Source organism: Streptomyces sp. NPDC006463 (genome assembly GCF_042870715.1).
Classification (GTDB): Bacteria; Actinomycetota; Actinomycetes; order Streptomycetales; family Streptomycetaceae; genus Streptomyces.
The window spans coordinates 423,641-440,653 of sequence record NZ_JBIAHP010000001.1 but is presented as its reverse complement, the minus strand read 5'-3'; the positions used below and the strand labels follow the sequence as shown (position 1 = coordinate 440,653).

The window sequence follows — 17,013 nt, the reverse complement described above, 5'->3', positions numbered from 1 at the left end:
TACGCCTCGGCCTTCGCCTCGGGCTTGGCCTGGGACTCGACCTCCGCCTCCGGCTCGGCCTCGGGCTCGGCGTCCGCCTCGGGCTTGGCCTCGGACTCGACCTCCGCCTCCGGCTCGGCCGCGGGCTCGACGTCCGCCTCGGGCATGGCCTCGGACACGACCTCCGTCTCCGTCTCTGCCTTGGGTTCGGCCTCCGCCTCGGTTTCGGTGGCTGCCTCAGGCTCGGGCTTAGCCTCGGGCTTGGCCTCGGAGTCGGCCTCCGTCTCCGGCTCGGCCTCGGGCTCGGCGTCCGCCTCGGCCTCTGCCTCGGTTTCGGTGGCTGCCTCAGGATCAGCCTTCGCTTTGGATTCGACCTTCGTCTCCGGCTCAGCGTCCGTCTCCGGCCCGGCCTCGGGCTCGGCGTCCGCCTTGGGTTGGGGCTCGGGCTCGGCCTCGGGGTCCGCCTCGGCCTCTGCCTCTGCCTCCGCCTCGGGTTCGGTGTCTGCCTCAGGCTCGGCCTTCGCCTCGGGCTTGGCCTCGGAGTCGGCCTCCGGCTCCGGCTCGGCCTCGACGTCCGCCGCGGGTTCGGCCCCCGCGGCCTCCGCCCCCGCGGCATCCGCCCCCGCCGGTTCCTCGACGACCGTGTCGGGTTCCGCCTCCCGGGCCGTCTTCTCCTCGGTCTCCGACTTCTCCGAGGAACCGCCCGCCACCGTTTCCGCCTTCATCCCAGCCCCGCCTTGCCGCTCACACCCGACGGCCGCCCGCCACCGCCCACGCGGTGACGGGCGGCCCGCCGGTCTTGCCGATACGTCGGGCGAGGCCCTCCACGGAGCCTCGCCGATCACCTAGATGCCCGCGGCGACCCACCCGTTCCTCCCTGTGGATCCTGTGACCGTTCGGTCATATTCGCTGTCTGGGCGGAGTGCGCATCCGGGGCACGTCGCTTTGCCCAGGGACGGTGAGTAGGGCTACTCATGACCGCTGCGCGGCCCCGGCCGACCATGGACGACACCACCACCGCGCCACCCGAACGGGGACGTCCATGCTCAGCCGAATCGCCGCCGCCGTCGTACCCGCCTGCGGGACCCTGACGGTCACCGCCGACCCCGGAGCGCGGCCCGCCGCCGGCAGCATCCTCGTCGCCAACCACACCTCGCTCGCCGACCCCGCCGTGGTGGTCGCCGCGCTGCGCCGGTACGGGATCGAGCCGGTCATCCTGGCCACCAGCGGGCTGTGGCGGGTGCCGTTGCTCGGGTCCGCCCTGCGGCGCGAAGGGCACATCGCCGTCCACCGCGGAACCCACCGGGCCGCCGACTCCCTCGATGCCGCGGCCGTCGCCCTCGCCTCGGGCCGCAGCGTGCTGCTCTACGGAGAGGGCCGGCTGCCTGGCCGCCGCGACGCGGGGGAGTCCGCCCCGGGCCCCTTCCGCAGCGGCCTGGCCCGGCTCGCCGCCGCGACCGGCGCCCCCGTCGTACCCGTGGGCCAGGCCGGCGCCCGCCGCCTGTGCTCCGGCAGCAGCGCCAAGCAGATCGCCGGAGCCCTCACGGCCCCGCTGCGCAGGCCCTGCCTCCACGTGCACATCGGCTCGCCGCTCCGCCTCCCCGACCGGGTCCCGGAGGCGACGGAGCGGGCCCGCGAGGCCGTCACCGCCGCCTGGCGCACCGCGGCCCTGTCGCTCGGTGAACTCGCCGGGCCGGGTCAGGAGCCGCCGCGGCGTGACGGCTCCTAGCGGGTGGTGTGGGGCAGGACCACGTGGGCCGCGGCCTCCCCGCCGGCGTCCGTGTCGATGACGGACACCACCAGCGGGCTGCTGCCCGTCGGCCCGCCGGCCGTAGCGCGCAGCCGGTAGCGCTCCACGCGCACGCCCTCGCGGGCGAGCGGACCGCCGCCGGTGTACATCGACTCCGGCATGCGGTCGTTGGCGAGGCGCAGCGCCGCCGCGCGCCAGGTACCCGAGGCCTGGTCGAAGCGCTCCAGCAGGAAGCCCGGTCCGCTGCCCGGCCGGTCGCCCGGTTCGCCGACGAGGATCTCCATCTGGAAGGCGACCAGCAGGTGCCGGTACTCGGCGGAGTTCCCGTTCCGCAGGGTGACGGTGAACTCCTGCGCCGCGCCTGCGCGTACGAGGGCGAGTGCGCCGCCCCGGGTGTCGACCGCGACCTTCAGCCGGGTCAAGGCGGCGGGCGGCGCGGCCGGGGTCGTGGCGGAGGCCGACGGCCCGGAGGAAGCGGCGGCAGGAGTCGCGGCCGGGGACGCGGAGGCGGACACGGGCGGCGAGGCGGCGGACTCGGCGGACGTGGCCGACGGGGACGCCGATCCGGAAGCGGAGGCCGACGGGGACGCGCCCCCAGGCCCCCCGCCGTCCTTCTCCCCGCATCCCGTCAGGCCGGTCAGGCCCGTCAGCAGCAAGGCGGCCGCGGTCGCGGCGGTCAGGACCCGGCGGGGTCCGGCGGAGGCGGGCATGAGATCGGTTCCCCTACAGGTCGGCTGAGGCAGGAACCTAACAAGCGGGCACCGCGCCGACGAGCCCGGGCGGGCATCGAAGCGGCGACGGTTGGGTCACGGCGCCGGCCGCGAAGCGTCAGCCCAGAGGCTTCTCGAAGTTGAACGCGGTCACTGCCATCCGCTCACGGAAGTAGAACCGGTGGGCGTCGGTCCGCTGGGTTCCGGAGTCCAGGGTGAGCGAGGTGCAGCCGGCTGCCCGGGCGTGTTCCTCCAAGTGCCCGAGGAGCGCGTGGCCCACACCGGTGGAGCGGGCGGCCGACGTGGTGACCAGGTCGTCGACGTAGAGCTTGCGGACCTGGTAGGTGTTCGCGACGATCCGCCAGCCGGCCGCGCCCACGCACGCGCCGTCGGCGTCGTAGGCGGCGGTGAAGCGCAGCCCCTGGCTCTGCCCCTCGGCGAGGATGGAGAGGAAGAGGTCCTCGGTGAGGTGGGGGCGCAGTTCGAGCAGTACGGGGAGCAGGTCCTCGGTCAGTCGCGAGTCGCCGGGCTCAAGGTCGATGATCTTCATGGAGTCAGCGTAATCGGCTCCTGAGGGTGCGCAGTCGGGTGGGCGGGGCGTCCGCCAATCGGCTTGGACTTGGCCGTGCCCGGCCGGGTGCCGGGACACCGCGCCGACTCCTTCTTTAGGTTCTTGGGTGTCCCCAGCCTCCTAGAAAAGGTGGATCCATGCGTTCCGTGCGCACCGTGCTCTCCGTCCTCGCCGCCGGCGCGATCGTCCTCGGCGGCGCGTCCGCGGCCGCCGCCGACGTGAACGTCTACGCCCCGTTCGAGAACTCGTACACGATCGTCTTCGGCGACTGGTTCCAGATCGCCGGCGACGACGTGTTCAACGCGGGCCACGACAACACGGTCGGCTCCAACAACTGACGAGGCGGCGAGGCGGCCCCGTCCCACGTGGGGCGGGGCCGCCTCGCGCGGCCGCGCCCGGCATGTCGCAAGGGGAGGGGACCGGGAGAGCAAGGGGAGGGACCGTTACCAGCGGCAGGAGTGGCACCTCATGAAGTACATGCTGATGGTCCTGGGCAAGCAGGCCGACTACGAAGCCATGAGCGGCAAGGCGAGCGGTGACAGGCCGGCCTGGTCCGCGGCGGAACTCAAGGCGATGTTCGACCACATGGGCGCGCTGAACGACGAACTGGACGCGGCGGGCGAGCTGGTCGACGCGCAGGGACTGGCTGAACCCCGCCAGGCCCGTCTGGTGACCGCCGACGCCGACGGCGCCCCGGTGGTTTCCGACGTGCCGTACGGCGAGAAGAGCGCGGTCATCGCCGGGTACTGGGTCGTCGACGTCCCCGATTTCGGCCGGGCCGCCGAGATCGCCGCCCGCGCCCAGGCCTGCCCGGTCCCCGAGGGCGCGCCCACCTACCCGGTCGTCGTCCACCCCGTGGGCGACGCCCCGGAAACCGACAAGTGACGACCCGCCCGATCCGCGATCCGGAAGGCGGCGTCCGCATGCCGGACGCCGGCCACGGTTGTCAGACCTCCCGCCTACTCTTGATCACGTGAGTCCGACCCCTGACAACCTCGCCCCCGAGCGTCCCCTCGCCGAGATCAACGCCGACATCCGCGGCCTCTTCGCCCGAGCCGACGGCCGCCTGTCCGACGCCGAGCGCGTGCGGCACGCGATGCTGCTGGCGGAGTGGGCCTCCGCGATACGGGCGTCGGTCGTCCCCGCGGCGTAGCGGGGCCCCTTCCGTCGCCCCGCACGTACGAGGAGAAGGTGGACGATGAGCGGTCTGCGCAGGCTCCTTGGGGCCCACGTCGGTGACGGCCGACTGCCCGGCGCGGTGGGTCTGGTGGCCCGGGGCGATGACATCGAGGTGGCGGCCGTCGGCTCCCTCGACACCTCCGGCGGCGCCCCGATGGCACGCGACTCACTCTTCCGGGTCGCCTCGCTCACCAAGCCGGTGACCGCCGCGGCCACGATGACGATGATCGAGGACGGCCTGCTCGCCCTTGACATGCCGGTCACCCGCTGGCTGCCGGAACTCGCGGCGCCGATGGTCGTCCGTACGCCGTCCTCATCCGTCGACGACGTGGTCCCCGCCGAGCGCCCGATCACCGTCGAAGACCTCCTCACCTCCCGGGCCGGCTACGGCTTCCCCGCGGACTTCTCGCTGCCCGCCGTCCGGCTGCTGTTCAGCGAGTTGGGGCAGGGACCACCGGAGCCCCAGCGGATCGCTCCGCCGGACGAGTGGATGGCGGCCCTCGCGCGGATCCCGCTCCTCCACCAGCCGGGCCGGGCATGGCTCTACAACACCTGCTCCGACATCCTCGGAGTGCTCATGGCCCGCGCGGCCGGACAGTCCCTCCCCGACCTCCTGGCGGAGCGCGTCTTCGAGCCGCTCGGCATGCGTGACACGGCATTCGCGGTACCGCACGACCGGCTCCACCGGTTCACCGGCTACTACCGCGCCGCGCCGGACGGCGGCCCGCTGCAGCCCGTCGACCCCGCCGACGGGCAATGGAGCACCCTGCCCGCCTTCCCCTCCGGGGCGGGAGGGCTGGTCTCCACCGTCGACGACTGGCTCGCCTTCGGCCGGATGCTGCTCGCGGAAGGCGCGTACGGGGGCGGGCGCCTGCTCTCGCCGGAGTCCGTACGGCAGATGACCACCGACCACCTCACGGCGGAGCAGCGCGAGGGCGGCGCCCTCTTCCTGGAGGGCCAGGGCTGGGGATTCGGCGGCTCGGTCGACGTGGCTCCCCTCGACCCGTGGAACGTGCCCGGCCGCTACGGCTGGATCGGCGGCACCGGCACCGCCGCCCACGTGGTCCCCGCCACCGGCGCGGTCACCATCCTCCTCACCCAGCGCGAACTGAGCGGCCCGGCCTCGCCCCCGCTGATGCAGGAGTTCTGGACCTACGCCGCGAGGGGTTAGCGCCCTTCACCGGCCGCGCGGTCCCGCAGGCGGCGTTTGTTCGGCTTCCCCCGCGCGGTCAGCGGGATCGCGTCCTCCCAGAACACCGTGGTCGGCCGGTGTGCCGGAGACAGCTCCCGCCCGACCAGGGCGCAGGCCTCGGCCGCCACCTCGGCGCCGGGCGCGCACCCGGGCGCCGCGACCAGGAAGGCGCAGACCTCCTCGCCGGTCAGGTCGCTGTGCCGGCCGACCACCACCGCCTCGGCCACGGCCGGATGCCGGGCCAGCACGGCCTCCACGGGCACGCAGTACACGTTGTCCCCGTCGACCATCACCACGTCCTTGACCCGGTCGTCGAGGTACAGGTAGCCGTCCTCGCCGAGGTGCCCGAGGTCTCCCGTCCGCAGCCACCCGTCGCGCAGGACCGACGCGGTCAGACCGGGCCGGCCCCAGTACCCGGCCATCATCGCCGCCGACCGCATCCACACCTCCCCGGTGCGCCCGGCGCCCACCGCGGTCCCGTCCCGGTCGCGCACCTCGACCTCCACCCCCGCCACGGGCCGCCCCACGGAGGCCAGCAGCTCAGGCCGGTCCGCCACCGCCGCCTCGTGGTCCGCTGGCGTGAGGCGGCAGATCACCGCCGCCTCGTTCATGCCGTAGCCCTGCTGCCACCGCCCGCCCCAGCGGGTCACCGCCTCGCGCAGCCGGGAGGGCAGGACGGGCGAGTCGCCGTACGAGACCACCTCCAGCCCCGGCACACCCGCGGCGGTCCCGGGGTCGTCCAGCAGCCGGTACACCATCGACGTCGTCAGGTACGTCGACACCCGCCCCAGGCGCCGGCAGGCCGCGGCGAACTCCCGCGGCGAGAACGGGTCGAGTACCTCCACCCTGCCGCCGGCCAGCAGCTGTTCCAGGGTGCGCCCGCCGGACCTCTGGGCCAGTGAGGTGACCGACAGGTAGACCGGCTCCGCCCACCCGGCCGCGCGAACGGTGTTGCGCGCCGCCATGGCGCCGAAGGTGGAGGCCACCCCCTTGGGCAGCCCCGTCGTCCCGCCGGTGTAGGTCACCCGGGCCACGTCGTCCTCCCGTGCCCGTACGGCCACTTCCGCCGCCTCACGCCCCGCCGCCCGCCGCAGCACCTCGTCCAGGCCCAGCCGGGGCGCGCCCGTGTCGGGCACCGGGACGTCGTGCAGGACCAGGTCCGGCCGGCAGTCCCGCAGGATGAACTCCAGCCCGTACAGGGCCGGTCCGGCCAGGACCTGGGTCAGCCGCGCCCCCAGGAGGTGCGCGGCGAGCCGTACCAGCAGCACCGCGGGCCGGTTCCCGCCCGCCACACAGGCCAGCCCCGATCCGCGTCCGACCCCCGCCTCCACGAGGGCGCCCGCAAGCCGCCAGGTGTCCTCCCGTACGTCCGAGTACGTCATGACGGCGGGCCCCACACCGATGGCGGGCCGGTCGGCGTACCGCTCCAGCGCCTCTGCCAGTTCCGTGACGTACCGTGCCCGCGCCATGCGCAACCCGCCTCTCCGTGTCCCGCCGACGTACCGTACAAGCCTCCCCCACTGCCCGGACCCCCGATCCCCCGGCATCATGGACGGTATGACGACCGAATCCCGTGCTCGTTCGTTCAGTGCCGCGGCCGCCCGTTACGCCGACCACCGCCCCTCGTACCCGCCCGCGCTCCTCACCGCTCTGGCCGAGCTGGCCGGTTTCCCGCCGGCCGGGGCGCGGGTCGCCGACGTCGGGGCGGGCACCGGCATCGCCACCGCCCTGCTGGAGGCGGGCGGGGCCCGCGTGATCGCGGTGGAGCCGGGGGAGGGCATGGCCGCCGAGTTCCGGCGCCGTAATCCGCGGACGCCGATCGTACGCGGCGACGGCAACCAACTGCCCCTCGCCACCAGCTCGGTGGACCTGTTGACCTATGCGCAGTCCTGGCACTGGACCGACCCCGAACGCTCGGTCCCCGAGGCACTGCGCGTACTGCGCCCCGGCGGGGCACTGGCGGTCTGGTCGAACGATCCGGACGTCTCCGTCGGATGGATCTCCGAGCAGCAGGACCGCATCGAGAAGCGGTTCGGCCCGGGCTGGTACATCAACGAGCGGGCCCGCTCGCAGGGTGGACTGCGCTTCACCACCCGCCTTCTGCCGTGGTCGCGCCGTGTTCCGGTCGACACGCATCTGGCGAAGCTGTCCACGCACTCCCTGTTCCTCGTCGGCGAGCCCGGCACGGACGCCTTCCTCGCCGACGAACGGGCCCTGCTCATGGGCCGGTTCCCGGACGGCATGGTCGAGGAGCACTACGTGGTCGATCTGAGCGTGGCCGTCCGCGACGGTGCGTGACCGCGAAGGACCCGGGTCAGGGGCTGTTCGGGTGAACCGGCGGAACCTGTGGCGGGTCCGGCCGTTGATCAAAGCGCTCACCACCATGCACTCGTGCACACAGAAAGACCCATGATGATCAAGAAGATTATGGCCACCGCCGCCGCCACCGCTTCCATCGTCGGCGCGGGCGCCGCCGTGGCCGCCCCGGCAATGGCCATCGGCAACGACAACGGGGTCAACACCGTCAACGGCAACGGTTCCCAGCAGATCTACGGCAACCAGAAGACCCACGGTGACCTGAGCCCGCAGCTCGGCCTGGTCCAGGGCACGCTGAACAAGCCCTGCATCGGTCTGCCGGCCAAGGTCAACGCCCAGTCGATCCTTGCCCTCGTCAACATCGGTGTCCAGGACATCAACGTCCTGTCGAACCCGCAGAACCAGCAGTGCACCGAGAACTCCACCCAGGCCAAGGGCGACGAGCCGCTCTCGCACATCCTGGACAACATCCCGGTCCTCTCGGGCAACCTTTCGCAGGGCAGCTGACGCAGTCCCCTCTGCGAGCCGGGGCCTCAGACGCCTGCGCGAGTGCCCACGGGGCCCCGGCTTGTTCCACCCGGATCCTCGGATCCGCCCCTTCCGCAGGCGTGCGGCGGCCGAGAGGTCGTCGAGATGGGCACCCGTCCTCACGTCGGAGAGCCTCCTGTCCTGTCGGACGGGAGGCTTTTTGGCGTTCCGCCGATGTTCCGGTCCGTCAGAAGGGCTTGGTCGGGAGGTACTTGCCGTCCAGGGTGATGACCGCACGCTCGCCGCCCTCGGGGTCGGTGACCTTCCGGACGTCCAGCCTGAAGTTGATCGCGCTGATGATGCCGTCCCCGAACTGCTCGTGGACCAGGGCCTTCAGAGTGGTCCCGTAGACCTGGAGCATCTCGTGGAAGCGGTAGATCGTCGGGTCGGTCGGGACGCCGCCGGGGACAGAGCCGCGGGTCGGGATCGTCTGCAGGAGCGCGACCGCGTCCTCGTCCAGGCCCAGCAGCTCGGCGACCGGCCTCGCCGCGGACTCGGGCAGGGGGTGCTGGCCCAGCAGCGCGGCGGTCACGAAGGCGACCGACAGGCCGGCGGAGTCGGCGAGCTGCTGCCAGGAGAGGTCCTTGCGGGTCTTGGCCTCGACGACTGCGACGGCGAGGGCCTGGCGGGCGGTGGGGTCGAACTGGGCGTGCGGCATGGGGAGATGTCCTTTCGGGAGCGGGGAGCGGGGAGCGGGGAAGCGGAACGGAGAGCGGGGGTCGGGAACCGGGGCGGGGCGGGTCAGAGCGCGACGGCGGCCGTGGGCGCCGATACCTCCGCGACACCGCCGGTGGGGATGTCGTAGACCCAGCCCCGCAGGGTGAGCCGCCCCTCGGCCGTGGCGCGGGCGACCGACGGATGTGTGGCCAGGTTCGCCAGCTGGGCACGTACGTTCTCGCGCACCAGAGCGGCGACCCGGCCGGGACCGACGCCCGCCGTGCGGGCCACCGAGGCGTCCGCGTGCCGCAGCCAGCGGGCGACCGACGAAGCGGCGCTCAGATCCGTGCCCTCCGCGAGCGCGGTCATCGCCCCGCAGGCGGAGTGCCCGCACACGACGATCCCGGTGACGCCGAGGACGGCGACGGCGTACTCGATGCTGGCCGTCACCCCGTCCGGCCCCGGCGCGTAGGCGGGCACCAGATTTCCGGCGGTGCGGATGACGAACAGTTCGCCCGGCTCGCTCTGGGTGATCAGCTCCGGCACCACGCGGGCGTCCGAGCAACCGATGAACAGGGTCGCCGGCCGGTGGGCCTCTGCCAGCTCGGCGAAGAGCCGTGCCTTCGCCGGAAAAACCTCTTGCTGGAAGCGTGCGACGCCGTCCGAGAGGCCGTCCGAAAGATCGGGCATGGTCACTCCCTCTGGTGGGATGCGCCCCGCGGGGCTTGACGTGTTCCACCATGCATGAGCTGCATCTATTGTGTCCAAGACGCAATATTCATGCCTGCTATTGGTTTCATCTATAGTTGCTGTCATGGCTCTGGAACTGCGTCACCTGCGCTATCTGATCGCCGTCGCCGAACACGGCAGCTTCACCCGCGCCGCCGAAGAGCTGCGGATCTCCCAGCCCACCTTGTCCCAGCAGGTCCGGCAACTCGAACGCACCGTGGGTGCACAGCTGTTGGACCGCACCGGCCGCGCCGTGCGGCTCACCGACGCGGGCGCCACGTACGCCCACTACGCGCGCGGCGCCCTACGGGACCTGGCGGCGGCCGAACGGGCCGTGACGGACCTGGCCGACCTCTCCCGCGGCCACCTGCGCCTCGCGCTGACCCCCACCTTCACCGCGTACCTCGTCGGCCCGCTCACCGCCGGACTCCACGCCGCCCACCCCGGCATCACCGTCGAGGTCCGCGAGATGCCCCAGGACCGCATCGAGGCCGGGCTGCTCGCCGACGACCACGACCTCGGCCTCGCCTTCGACCGGCCGCACCTGCCCGGCATCGCCGCGGCCCCGCTGTTCACCGAGACCCTCGGCCTGGTCGTCGCCGACGACGGAGCCGTGGACCACCCGCCCGCCGGTGAAGCGCTCCCCGTACGGGCTCTCGCGGAGCGCCGACTGGCCCTGCTCAGCGGGGACTTCGCCACCCGCGGACACGTCGACGCCTACCTTTCCTCCCACGGGGTGCAACCGCATGTCGCCGTGGAGGCGAACTCCGTCCAGGCCCTCACCGAGATCGTCCGGCGCACCTCCCTGGCCACCGTCCTGCCGGACGCCGTCACCGACGACCACCCGCACCTGCGCCCGGTCCCGCTGGACCCGGCCATCCCGCCGCGGACGGTCGTCCTGCTGCGCCGGGAGAGCGCCTACGAGAGCGCGGCGGCGCGCGCCTTCACCGGACTGCTGCGGCGTCTGATCGGCGCGCGCGGATACCGCCCGGCCTAGTGTCAGACCGCCGGCCGGGCCAGGCGTCCGACGCGGGTCAGGAACTCCTTGGGGTGGAAGGGCTTCGCGAGGCAGTCGTCCACACCGGCCTCCAGCGCGAGGATCGGCACCCGCCCGTGACCGGGGGACCGGCGGATCTCCTCGAACAACGCGACCTCGTCCAGCCCCGGCCCGGTGCGCTCGCACACCACCAGGGCGATCGGACCCTCACTGTCCAGCAGGGCCACGGCGTCCGCCCCCGGTCCCGCCGTCGACCACCGCGAAGCCCCCGCCCGCGAGGAGGCGCTCCAGCAGCGTCCGGAGCGTACGGTCCTTCGCCACGAGAAGGATCTTGTCCGGGGAAGCGCTGCTCATGGTGTCCTCTTTCCCTCCGATGCCGGCCGGTCCACAGAGCCGACCTCGTGACTTTTGCCCGCCGTAGTCCTCGCAGAGCGTACGGGTTCTTGCATGCCCGGAGTGAGGGTGTCTAGCGTCGGGCCATGACCACCGAGCCGCAGCGCTTCGAGATCCTGTTGGTGCCCGAGCACGTCAAGAACCGGGCCGGTGCGCCCGCGCCCCAGGTGGACCATCCCCTGAGATCGGCCGTGGTCGAGGCGACCGGCGCCACGGGAGCTTCCGGCTACCCCCGCTACACCGGGGAGGGGATGGAGGCCGACATCGACCCGGTGTCGCGTACGGTCGAGGCCCTGCTCGTCGACGGTTTCGAGCTGGACCCCGGCATGACGGCCCTCATCGCCCCCGAACCCCGGAAGGGAACACGCCGGAAGCACTAGACCGCACCGCCCGTCCGCCGCCGAGATCGCGGCGCCGGCCGGTCGCAGCCGTACGGCGTGCGTCCGGCCCGGTCCCCGCAGTGCGGGACCGGGCCGGACTTCAGGCTGTCAGGCGGGCGTCAGCTCACCTGGACGGTGACGTCGTCCACGACGAAGGAGGTCTGCAGTGACTGGTCCTCCACGCCGTTGAACTTCAGGGTGACGGTCTTGCCGGCGAACGGCGAGAGGTCGTACGACTTCTGCACGTAGCCGGAGTTCGCGTCCAGGTTGGAGAGGGTCGCCAGGGTCTGGCCGCCCACCGAGACGGTGAACCGGTCGTAGACGACGCTCTCGTCCTCGTCCGTGTCGATGTGGAGGAAGAACGCGAGCTGGTACGAGGAGCAGCCCGACGGGATCGTCAGGGACTGCGAGGCGCTGTCCGTGTGGGTGGACCCGTACCCGTTCAGCCACGCCATGTAGCCGCCGCCGTGCGGGACCTGCCCGGACTGGTTGGTGATCACGCCCCCGGTCGCCGTCCACGGGCTGGCGCCGTTCTCGAAGCCGCCGTTGACCACGAGCTGGCGCGGGGTGCACGTGCCGCCTCCGCTGACGGTCAGCGTGTACGTGGTGGTGTGGCTGACGGTACCGGAGCCGGTGACCGTCAGGGTGTAGGTGCCGGGTACGGTGCTCGCGCCGACCTGGACGGACAGCGTCGAGGAGCTGCCGGACTGTACGGACGTCGGGCTGAGGGTGGCGCTCACCCCGGCCGGCGCGCCGGACACGGACAGGGCCACCGTCTGCGCGGCGCCGCTCACGGTCTGGGTGTTCACCGTGGCGGAGGTGGAGCCGCCGGGAGCCGCGGTGCCCGCGGACGGGCTGGTGCCGAGGGAGAAGTCCTGCGCGGGCGTCTCCCCGCCGACGGCCTGCTTCCAGACGGTGTACGCGACGCCGTCGGCGCTGCGGTCCAGGACCGTGGCGTTGATGTTGTTCGCGGTGTCGCAGGCGCTGTGGTAGCAGGAGTCGTAGGCGGCGTTCGCGGTGCCGCCCCACTTGGCCGCCTGTGCCGAGGTCTTGCGGGCGCTGGCCCCCGCCGCGTAGCCGGAGGTGGGGATGCCGGCCTGCTGGAAGGAGTAGTCGTCGCTGCGGCCCTGGCCCTCGGTGTTCTCCTCGGGCGCCAGGTTCAGCGAGGTCCAGTACGCCTTGAGCGGGGCGGCGGTGGTGGAGTTGACGTTGTTGATGAAGTAGCCGCCGTTGGGCGAGCCGACCATGTCGAAGTTGTAGTAGCCCTTGATGGTCGCGCGCTGGGCGCTGCTCAGCTGGCCCACGTAGAACTCGGAGCCGTTGAGGCCCTGTTCCTCATCGGTCCACCAGGCGAAGCGGACGTGCTTCGTCATGGTGGGGTTCTTCTGGGCGAGAACGAGCGCGTTCTCCAGCAGCGTCGCGGAGCCCGAGCCGTTGTCGTTGATGCCGGGACCGGCCGACACGCTGTCGAGGTGGGCGCCGAACATGACCGTCTGGTCGGCGGGGCCGCCCGGCCAGTCGGCGATCAGGTTGTTCGACGGGTAGGTGCAGGAGGTGCAGTTCTGCTCGGTCACCGTGTAACCGGCGGCCTGCAGCTTGCCCTTCACGTACGCCAGCGACTGGGTGTAACCGGCGCTGCCCGCCCGGCGGTTGCCGCCGTTCTGGGTCGCGATGGTGTTGAACTGGGTCAGGTGCGCCTGCACGTTGGCGACGCTGATGTCCGGCGGGTCGTTGGGAGGCTGCGTCCCGCCGACGTTGAGCGAGTAGTCGACGGTGTGGGAGAGGGTGCTCCCCTGTCCCTTGACGACGACGGTGGACGCGCCGGGCGCCGCGTTGGCGGTGGCGGTCAGGGTCAGCACCGAGGACTGGCCGGACTGCACGGTGGCCGGGTTGAAGGAGGCGCTCACCCCGGCCGGCAGGCCGGAGGCGGTCAGGGTCACCGACTGCGCGGTCCCGGTCGTCACGGTGGTGCCGACGGTGGTGGTGACCGTGCCGCCCTGCTGGACGGTGCCGGACGCCGGGTTCAGCGCCATCGAGAAGTCGTTGTTCTGACCGCTCGGGGTGCACGTCGGATCGGCGGACTGGGCGGGCACGCTGATCGCGTCCCAGGCGGCCTTGGTCTTGTTGAAGAGATCACAGGTGGTGTCGAGCGACTTGGCCGAACTGAGCGTCGCCGTCCGGTACTTCTTGTACGACATGCTGCTCGTCTTGAGCAGCATTCCGCCGTAGAAGATCTTTCCGGCGTTCTGGACGCCCACGCCGGTCACCGTGGACTGGTTGCAGGTGGGGCTGTTCGGCTTGCCGCCGCCCGGGTTGCTGCCCTCGGCGAGCAGGTAGAACCAGTGGTTCAGCGGGCCCGCCGCCGCGTGCACCTCGGTGCCGGGTATCGCCGAGCTGTAGCAGTTCGGGTCGTTGTCGATGGCCGACGGGTTGTACATGTTGCGGATCGGACCGCTGCCCACGAGGTTGATCATCTCGCCGACGGTGTAGTCCGGAGTGTCGTACGGAGAAGGCTCGCCCGCGAACGCCTCGGTCAGTGCGCCGAAGATGTCACCGGTGCCCTCGCCGAGCCCGGCCTCCTGACCGCTGGTGCCGCCGGGGGTGTTGGAGTCGATGGCGTGCCCGTACTCGTGGGCCACCACGTCCACGCCGGCGATCCACTCGTTGGCCTGGTTGTGCCCGATGGTGACCGAACTGCCGTCCCAGTAGGCGTTGAGATCACCGAGCCCGACCTTGCCCGGGAAGCTGCGCCCGTTGCCGCTGACGCCGTTGCGGCCCAGCCACTGGCCGAGCATGTCCCACTGCTTCTGCGCGGCGAACATGAGGTCCACGCAGCCGGTCTCTTTGCTGGTCGGGTTGCCGGTGCCCCAGGAGTCGGACGACTTCGTGAAGACCGTGCCGGTGCTGTAGTCCGCACAGCTCAGGCCGGTCCGGTTCGGGTCGCGCAGCGTGTACGTGGAACCCGAGTTGGTGGTGTCGACGGTGAGCGGGTTCGGCCCGTTCCACTTGCTGCTGCCGGAGCCGGCGACCACGTCGTCATAGCTGTCGACGAAGGCGCCGCTGCGGGCGTCCACGAACACGTGCAGTTTGCTGGGCGCCGTCCGCGTCCGCCCGGTCAGGACGGTCTCCCAGGCCAGCAACGGCTTGTCGTCCTTCAGCCGGACGACGAGCCGACTGCTCTCGACCTTGTCGACCGAGGCCAGTTTCGCCCGCGACGTGGCCTCGGCGTCCTTCGCGGTGACCGAAGGCCGGGTCGCCACGTCGATGCGTACGGAGGAGGCCGACTGGAGGGCGCGTACCTTGCCCGCGCCGTCCGCGAGCACGACCGCGTCGCCGCCGACGACCGGAAGGCCGCGGTAGCTGCGCTCGTACGCGACGGAATAGAGGTCCTTCACCCAGGGGGTGACCAGGCGTCGTTCGTACCGCTCCTGCGAGGAGTTGACCAGGGAGTCGAGACCGCTGTCGACGGCCTGGTCCGCGGCGGCGACCGCGCGTGCGGCCGGTGTGTCCTGCTGGGACGGTGCGGGCTGCGCGTGCTGCGCTGCCGATGCCGTCCCGGCCAGGGTTCCGGCGAGGCTTGCGGTCAGCGCCATCGCTGCCACGGCCGCCATCCATCTGGTGGGCTGCAACGTCCACTCCGATCGTGGGGGTGGGTGGGGGAGTGCGTGCACGTTCGCGGCCGAGTATGAGCGTGTACATGACGGGATTGGGACATCCCGGCGGACATAAGGTCCGCGTTATGGTGCGTTGGCGGCGCGCTGCGTACGCTGCCCGGATGCAGCTGGAGTTGAGGCATCTGCAAGCTGTCTGCCGGATCGCCGAGGCGGGCAGTCTGGGGGGAGCGGCGCGGCGCCTCGGGGTGTCCCAGCCTGCGCTCTCGGCCCAGCTGCGCCGCATCGAGCGGGTCACGGGCGGCGAGCTTTTCGTGAGGGGCCGCAGCGGGGTGGAGCCCACGGCGCTGGGCCAGTTCGTGTTGGCCAAGGCGCGCCGGGTGCTCAGCGAGATGGACGCGCTGGGCGCGGAGGCGCGGGCCGTCGACACCGGGACCCCGCTGAGGCTGGGCTGCATCCTGCTCGTGCTGATCGACGGTCTGCTGGCGCAGACCGACCTGTTCCTGTCCGGCCAGGAGATCACGGTCGACCTGGAGGACTCGGTGACCGCGCTGACCCGGATGCTCGGCGCCGGACGCTACGACGCCATCGTGTACGGCGAGGTCAACGACCACCGGGTGCCGCTCCCCGAGGGGGCCCTGGCGAGGACGCTCATCGCGAAGGAGCCGTTCTGCATCCGGCTGTCGGCGAACCACCGCCTCGCGGGCGCGGACCGCATCGAGCTCGCCGACCTTGCCGGCGAGTCGTGGATGACGCTGGTGGAGGACGACGACGGCGGCCCCGAAGCCCTGGTCGCCGCCTGTGCGAAGGCAGGGTTCAGCCCGTCACTGCGCTATCGGATCACCGACCGCAAGATGCACTACGACCTGATCGCCGCGGGCCGCGCGATCTCCCTCAGCCAGCCCACGGCCCCGGCGGCGGAGGGCACGGTGATGCGCCCGCTCGTCGGGGCCCCGGTCACCGGCCGGATCCGGCTGGCCTGGGGCCGCTCCGCGGTCTCGGCCGGCCAGGCGGAGCTGCTCTACCGCGCTGCGGCCCGCGCGTATGTGGCCAATGTCGGCAACAACGCGTTCCACAAGGAGTGGTGGGACGCCCATCCGGAGGTGCATCCGGCGGTGGAGTGACCGTACGGGCGTTGTGATCAGCCTCGCCGATGGGCGGTGAGCAGCAGGTACTCCCACTCCATGGCGCCGTCCCGCAGGTGCTCGCCGGCGAGGGCGTCGAGATCGGCGTCCAGGGCGGCGACACGCTCGGGGTCGTCGCCGAGGCTGCGGTAGACGGCGACGGTCGGCCCGTAGCAGGCCTTGAAGAACTCGCGGAAGTCGGCGGGCTGCGCGAACCGGTCCACGTGGACGGTCTCCCGGCGGGAGTCGACGTCGGTGACGCGATCGCCGAGGAGCTCGTGGACGTGTTCCTCGTCCCCCCATAGCGGTGGCGGCTGTGCCCCGGGCGGCGGCGGGGGCGCGTACGGCTTCATCGTGGCGAACATCCGGCCCACGAATCCCTGCGGAGTCCAGTTGACCAGCCCGACCGTGCCGCCGGAGCGGCAGACGCGCAGCATTTCGTCCGCGGCCGCCTGGTGGTGCGGGGCGAACATGACGCCGACGCACGACATCACGACATCGAACTCGCCGTCCGCGAAAGGCAGTGCCTCCGCGTCCGCCTCCCGCCACTCCAGCCGCACGCCCCGTACGGCGGCCAGGTGCCGTCCGATCTCCAGCAGTTCGGGGGTGAGGTCGGACGCCACCACGTCGGCCCCGGCCAGGGCGGCCGGAATGGCCGCGTTGCCGGAGCCCGCCGCGACGTCGAGGACGCTGTCGCCCGCCCGTACACCGCACTCGCGGACCAGCAGGGCGCCCAACTCCGGGATGACGTGGGAGACGACCGACGGGTAGTCGCCCATCGCCCACATCGTGCGGTGCTTGGCCTTCAGGGCGCGGTCGGCCTGGACCGCATCGCTCGGCTCGGTCATGACAGCCGCCCTTCAGGGGTCTGAGCAGCCCCTTTCTCCGAGCATAAGG

19 protein-coding genes and 1 pseudogene are annotated in these 17,013 nt (G+C 72.2%); 10 read left to right on the top strand and 10 right to left on the bottom strand.

Going from position 1 to position 17,013, the window contains the following annotated elements; all coding sequences use genetic code 11:
• Positions 1-704, bottom strand: a pseudogene (locus tag ACFYOB_RS02185) (Toxic cation resistance protein); the annotation flags it as partial.
• A gap of 317 nt (positions 705-1,021) precedes the next feature.
• On the opposite strand from ACFYOB_RS02185, the gene ACFYOB_RS02180 reads away from it, so the two are divergent.
• A complete protein-coding gene (locus ACFYOB_RS02180) occupies positions 1,022-1,708 on the top strand; it encodes a lysophospholipid acyltransferase family protein (RefSeq protein ID WP_388553239.1) in 687 nt (228 codons plus the stop codon).
• Here ACFYOB_RS02180 and ACFYOB_RS02175 read toward each other — a convergent pair.
• Together ACFYOB_RS02175 and ACFYOB_RS02170 are read right to left on the bottom strand one after the other, a co-directional pair.
• Positions 1,705-2,439, bottom strand: coding sequence for a hypothetical protein (locus ACFYOB_RS02175; RefSeq protein WP_388553236.1), 735 nt, complete (start codon positions 2,437-2,439; stop codon positions 1,705-1,707). The genes ACFYOB_RS02180 and ACFYOB_RS02175 overlap by 4 nt on opposite strands.
• A 118-nt stretch (positions 2,440-2,557) precedes the next feature.
• Complete coding sequence (locus ACFYOB_RS02170) at positions 2,558-2,989, bottom strand: GNAT family N-acetyltransferase (RefSeq protein WP_388553233.1); 432 nt, start codon at positions 2,987-2,989, stop codon at positions 2,558-2,560.
• Between the two features lie 158 nt (positions 2,990-3,147).
• Between ACFYOB_RS02170 and ACFYOB_RS02165 the strand changes: the two genes are divergently transcribed.
• The 4 genes from ACFYOB_RS02165 to ACFYOB_RS02150 all read left to right on the top strand — a co-directional run bounded on the left by ACFYOB_RS02165 (position 3,148) and on the right by ACFYOB_RS02150 (position 5,360).
• The gene (locus tag ACFYOB_RS02165; RefSeq protein ID WP_388553231.1) at positions 3,148-3,348 is read left to right on the top strand and encodes a hypothetical protein; all 201 of its coding nucleotides are present in this window, start codon (positions 3,148-3,150) and stop codon (positions 3,346-3,348) included.
• A gap of 130 nt (positions 3,349-3,478) precedes the next feature.
• Positions 3,479-3,895 (top strand): YciI family protein, encoded by a 417-nt coding sequence (locus ACFYOB_RS02160; RefSeq protein ID WP_388553229.1) that lies wholly within the window; start codon positions 3,479-3,481, stop codon positions 3,893-3,895.
• Between the two features lie 88 nt (positions 3,896-3,983).
• Entirely contained in the window at positions 3,984-4,163 is a 180-nt protein-coding gene (locus ACFYOB_RS02155) for a hypothetical protein (protein WP_388553227.1), read from the top strand.
• A gap of 45 nt (positions 4,164-4,208) precedes the next feature.
• On the top strand, positions 4,209-5,360 hold the full coding sequence (locus ACFYOB_RS02150; RefSeq protein WP_388553224.1) for a serine hydrolase domain-containing protein: 1,152 nt from the start codon (positions 4,209-4,211) through the stop codon (positions 5,358-5,360).
• Here the strand turns inward: ACFYOB_RS02150 and ACFYOB_RS02145 are convergent.
• The gene (locus ACFYOB_RS02145) at positions 5,357-6,850 is read right to left on the bottom strand and encodes an AMP-binding protein (protein WP_388553221.1); all 1,494 of its coding nucleotides are present in this window, start codon (positions 6,848-6,850) and stop codon (positions 5,357-5,359) included. The two genes, ACFYOB_RS02150 and ACFYOB_RS02145, sit on opposite strands and share 4 nt — an antisense overlap.
• Before the next feature lie 88 nt (positions 6,851-6,938).
• On the opposite strand from ACFYOB_RS02145, the gene ACFYOB_RS02140 reads away from it, so the two are divergent.
• Together ACFYOB_RS02140 and ACFYOB_RS02135 are read left to right on the top strand one after the other, a co-directional pair.
• On the top strand, positions 6,939-7,679 hold the full coding sequence (locus tag ACFYOB_RS02140; RefSeq protein ID WP_388553218.1) for a class I SAM-dependent methyltransferase: 741 nt from the start codon (positions 6,939-6,941) through the stop codon (positions 7,677-7,679).
• Between the two features lie 114 nt (positions 7,680-7,793).
• Positions 7,794-8,204: a rodlin gene (locus ACFYOB_RS02135; RefSeq protein ID WP_388554006.1), complete on the top strand. Its 411-nt coding sequence runs from the start codon at positions 7,794-7,796 to the stop codon at positions 8,202-8,204.
• Positions 8,205-8,412: 208 nt separating this feature from the next.
• On the opposite strand, the gene cynS is transcribed toward ACFYOB_RS02135, so the two are convergent.
• Complete coding sequence (gene cynS / locus ACFYOB_RS02130) at positions 8,413-8,883, bottom strand: cyanase (protein ID WP_388553215.1); 471 nt, start codon at positions 8,881-8,883, stop codon at positions 8,413-8,415.
• 83 nt (positions 8,884-8,966) lie between these two features.
• The gene (locus tag ACFYOB_RS02125) at positions 8,967-9,572 is read right to left on the bottom strand and encodes a carbonic anhydrase (protein ID WP_388553213.1); all 606 of its coding nucleotides are present in this window, start codon (positions 9,570-9,572) and stop codon (positions 8,967-8,969) included.
• A 124-nt stretch (positions 9,573-9,696) separates the two neighbouring features.
• On the opposite strand from ACFYOB_RS02125, the gene cynR reads away from it, so the two are divergent.
• Positions 9,697-10,608, top strand: coding sequence for a transcriptional regulator CynR (cynR, locus tag ACFYOB_RS02120; protein ID WP_388553210.1), 912 nt, complete (start codon positions 9,697-9,699; stop codon positions 10,606-10,608).
• Between the two features lie 2 nt (positions 10,609-10,610).
• Here the strand turns inward: cynR and ACFYOB_RS02115 are convergent, their stop codons facing one another.
• Together ACFYOB_RS02115 and ACFYOB_RS02110 are read right to left on the bottom strand one after the other, a co-directional pair.
• Complete coding sequence (locus ACFYOB_RS02115) at positions 10,611-10,835, bottom strand: hypothetical protein (protein ID WP_388553208.1); 225 nt, start codon at positions 10,833-10,835, stop codon at positions 10,611-10,613.
• Entirely contained in the window at positions 10,816-10,962 is a 147-nt protein-coding gene (locus ACFYOB_RS02110; RefSeq protein ID WP_388553205.1) for a hypothetical protein, read from the bottom strand. The genes ACFYOB_RS02115 and ACFYOB_RS02110 overlap by 20 nt, the downstream gene beginning before the upstream one ends.
• A gap of 125 nt (positions 10,963-11,087) precedes the next feature.
• Between ACFYOB_RS02110 and ACFYOB_RS02105 the strand changes: the two genes are divergently transcribed.
• Positions 11,088-11,381: a hypothetical protein gene (locus ACFYOB_RS02105; protein WP_388553203.1), complete on the top strand. Its 294-nt coding sequence runs from the start codon at positions 11,088-11,090 to the stop codon at positions 11,379-11,381.
• Positions 11,382-11,500: 119 nt separating this feature from the next.
• On the opposite strand, the gene ACFYOB_RS02100 is transcribed toward ACFYOB_RS02105, so the two are convergent.
• Positions 11,501-14,992: a M28 family peptidase gene (locus ACFYOB_RS02100; RefSeq protein ID WP_388554004.1), complete on the bottom strand. Its 3,492-nt coding sequence runs from the start codon at positions 14,990-14,992 to the stop codon at positions 11,501-11,503.
• Positions 14,993-15,156: 164 nt separating this feature from the next.
• Here ACFYOB_RS02100 and ACFYOB_RS02095 point away from each other — a divergent pair, with 164 nt between their 5' ends.
• Positions 15,157-16,116 carry a LysR family transcriptional regulator gene (locus ACFYOB_RS02095; RefSeq protein ID WP_388553200.1) on the top strand — a complete coding sequence of 320 codons (960 nt, stop codon included), beginning with the start codon at positions 15,157-15,159 and terminating at the stop codon, positions 16,114-16,116.
• 17 nt (positions 16,117-16,133) lie between these two features.
• Here the strand turns inward: ACFYOB_RS02095 and ACFYOB_RS02090 are convergent, their stop codons facing one another.
• Positions 16,134-16,964, bottom strand: a complete 831-nt coding sequence (locus tag ACFYOB_RS02090) for a class I SAM-dependent methyltransferase (protein ID WP_388553197.1) — start codon at positions 16,962-16,964, stop codon at positions 16,134-16,136.
• Between the last annotated feature and the right edge of the window lie 49 nt (positions 16,965-17,013).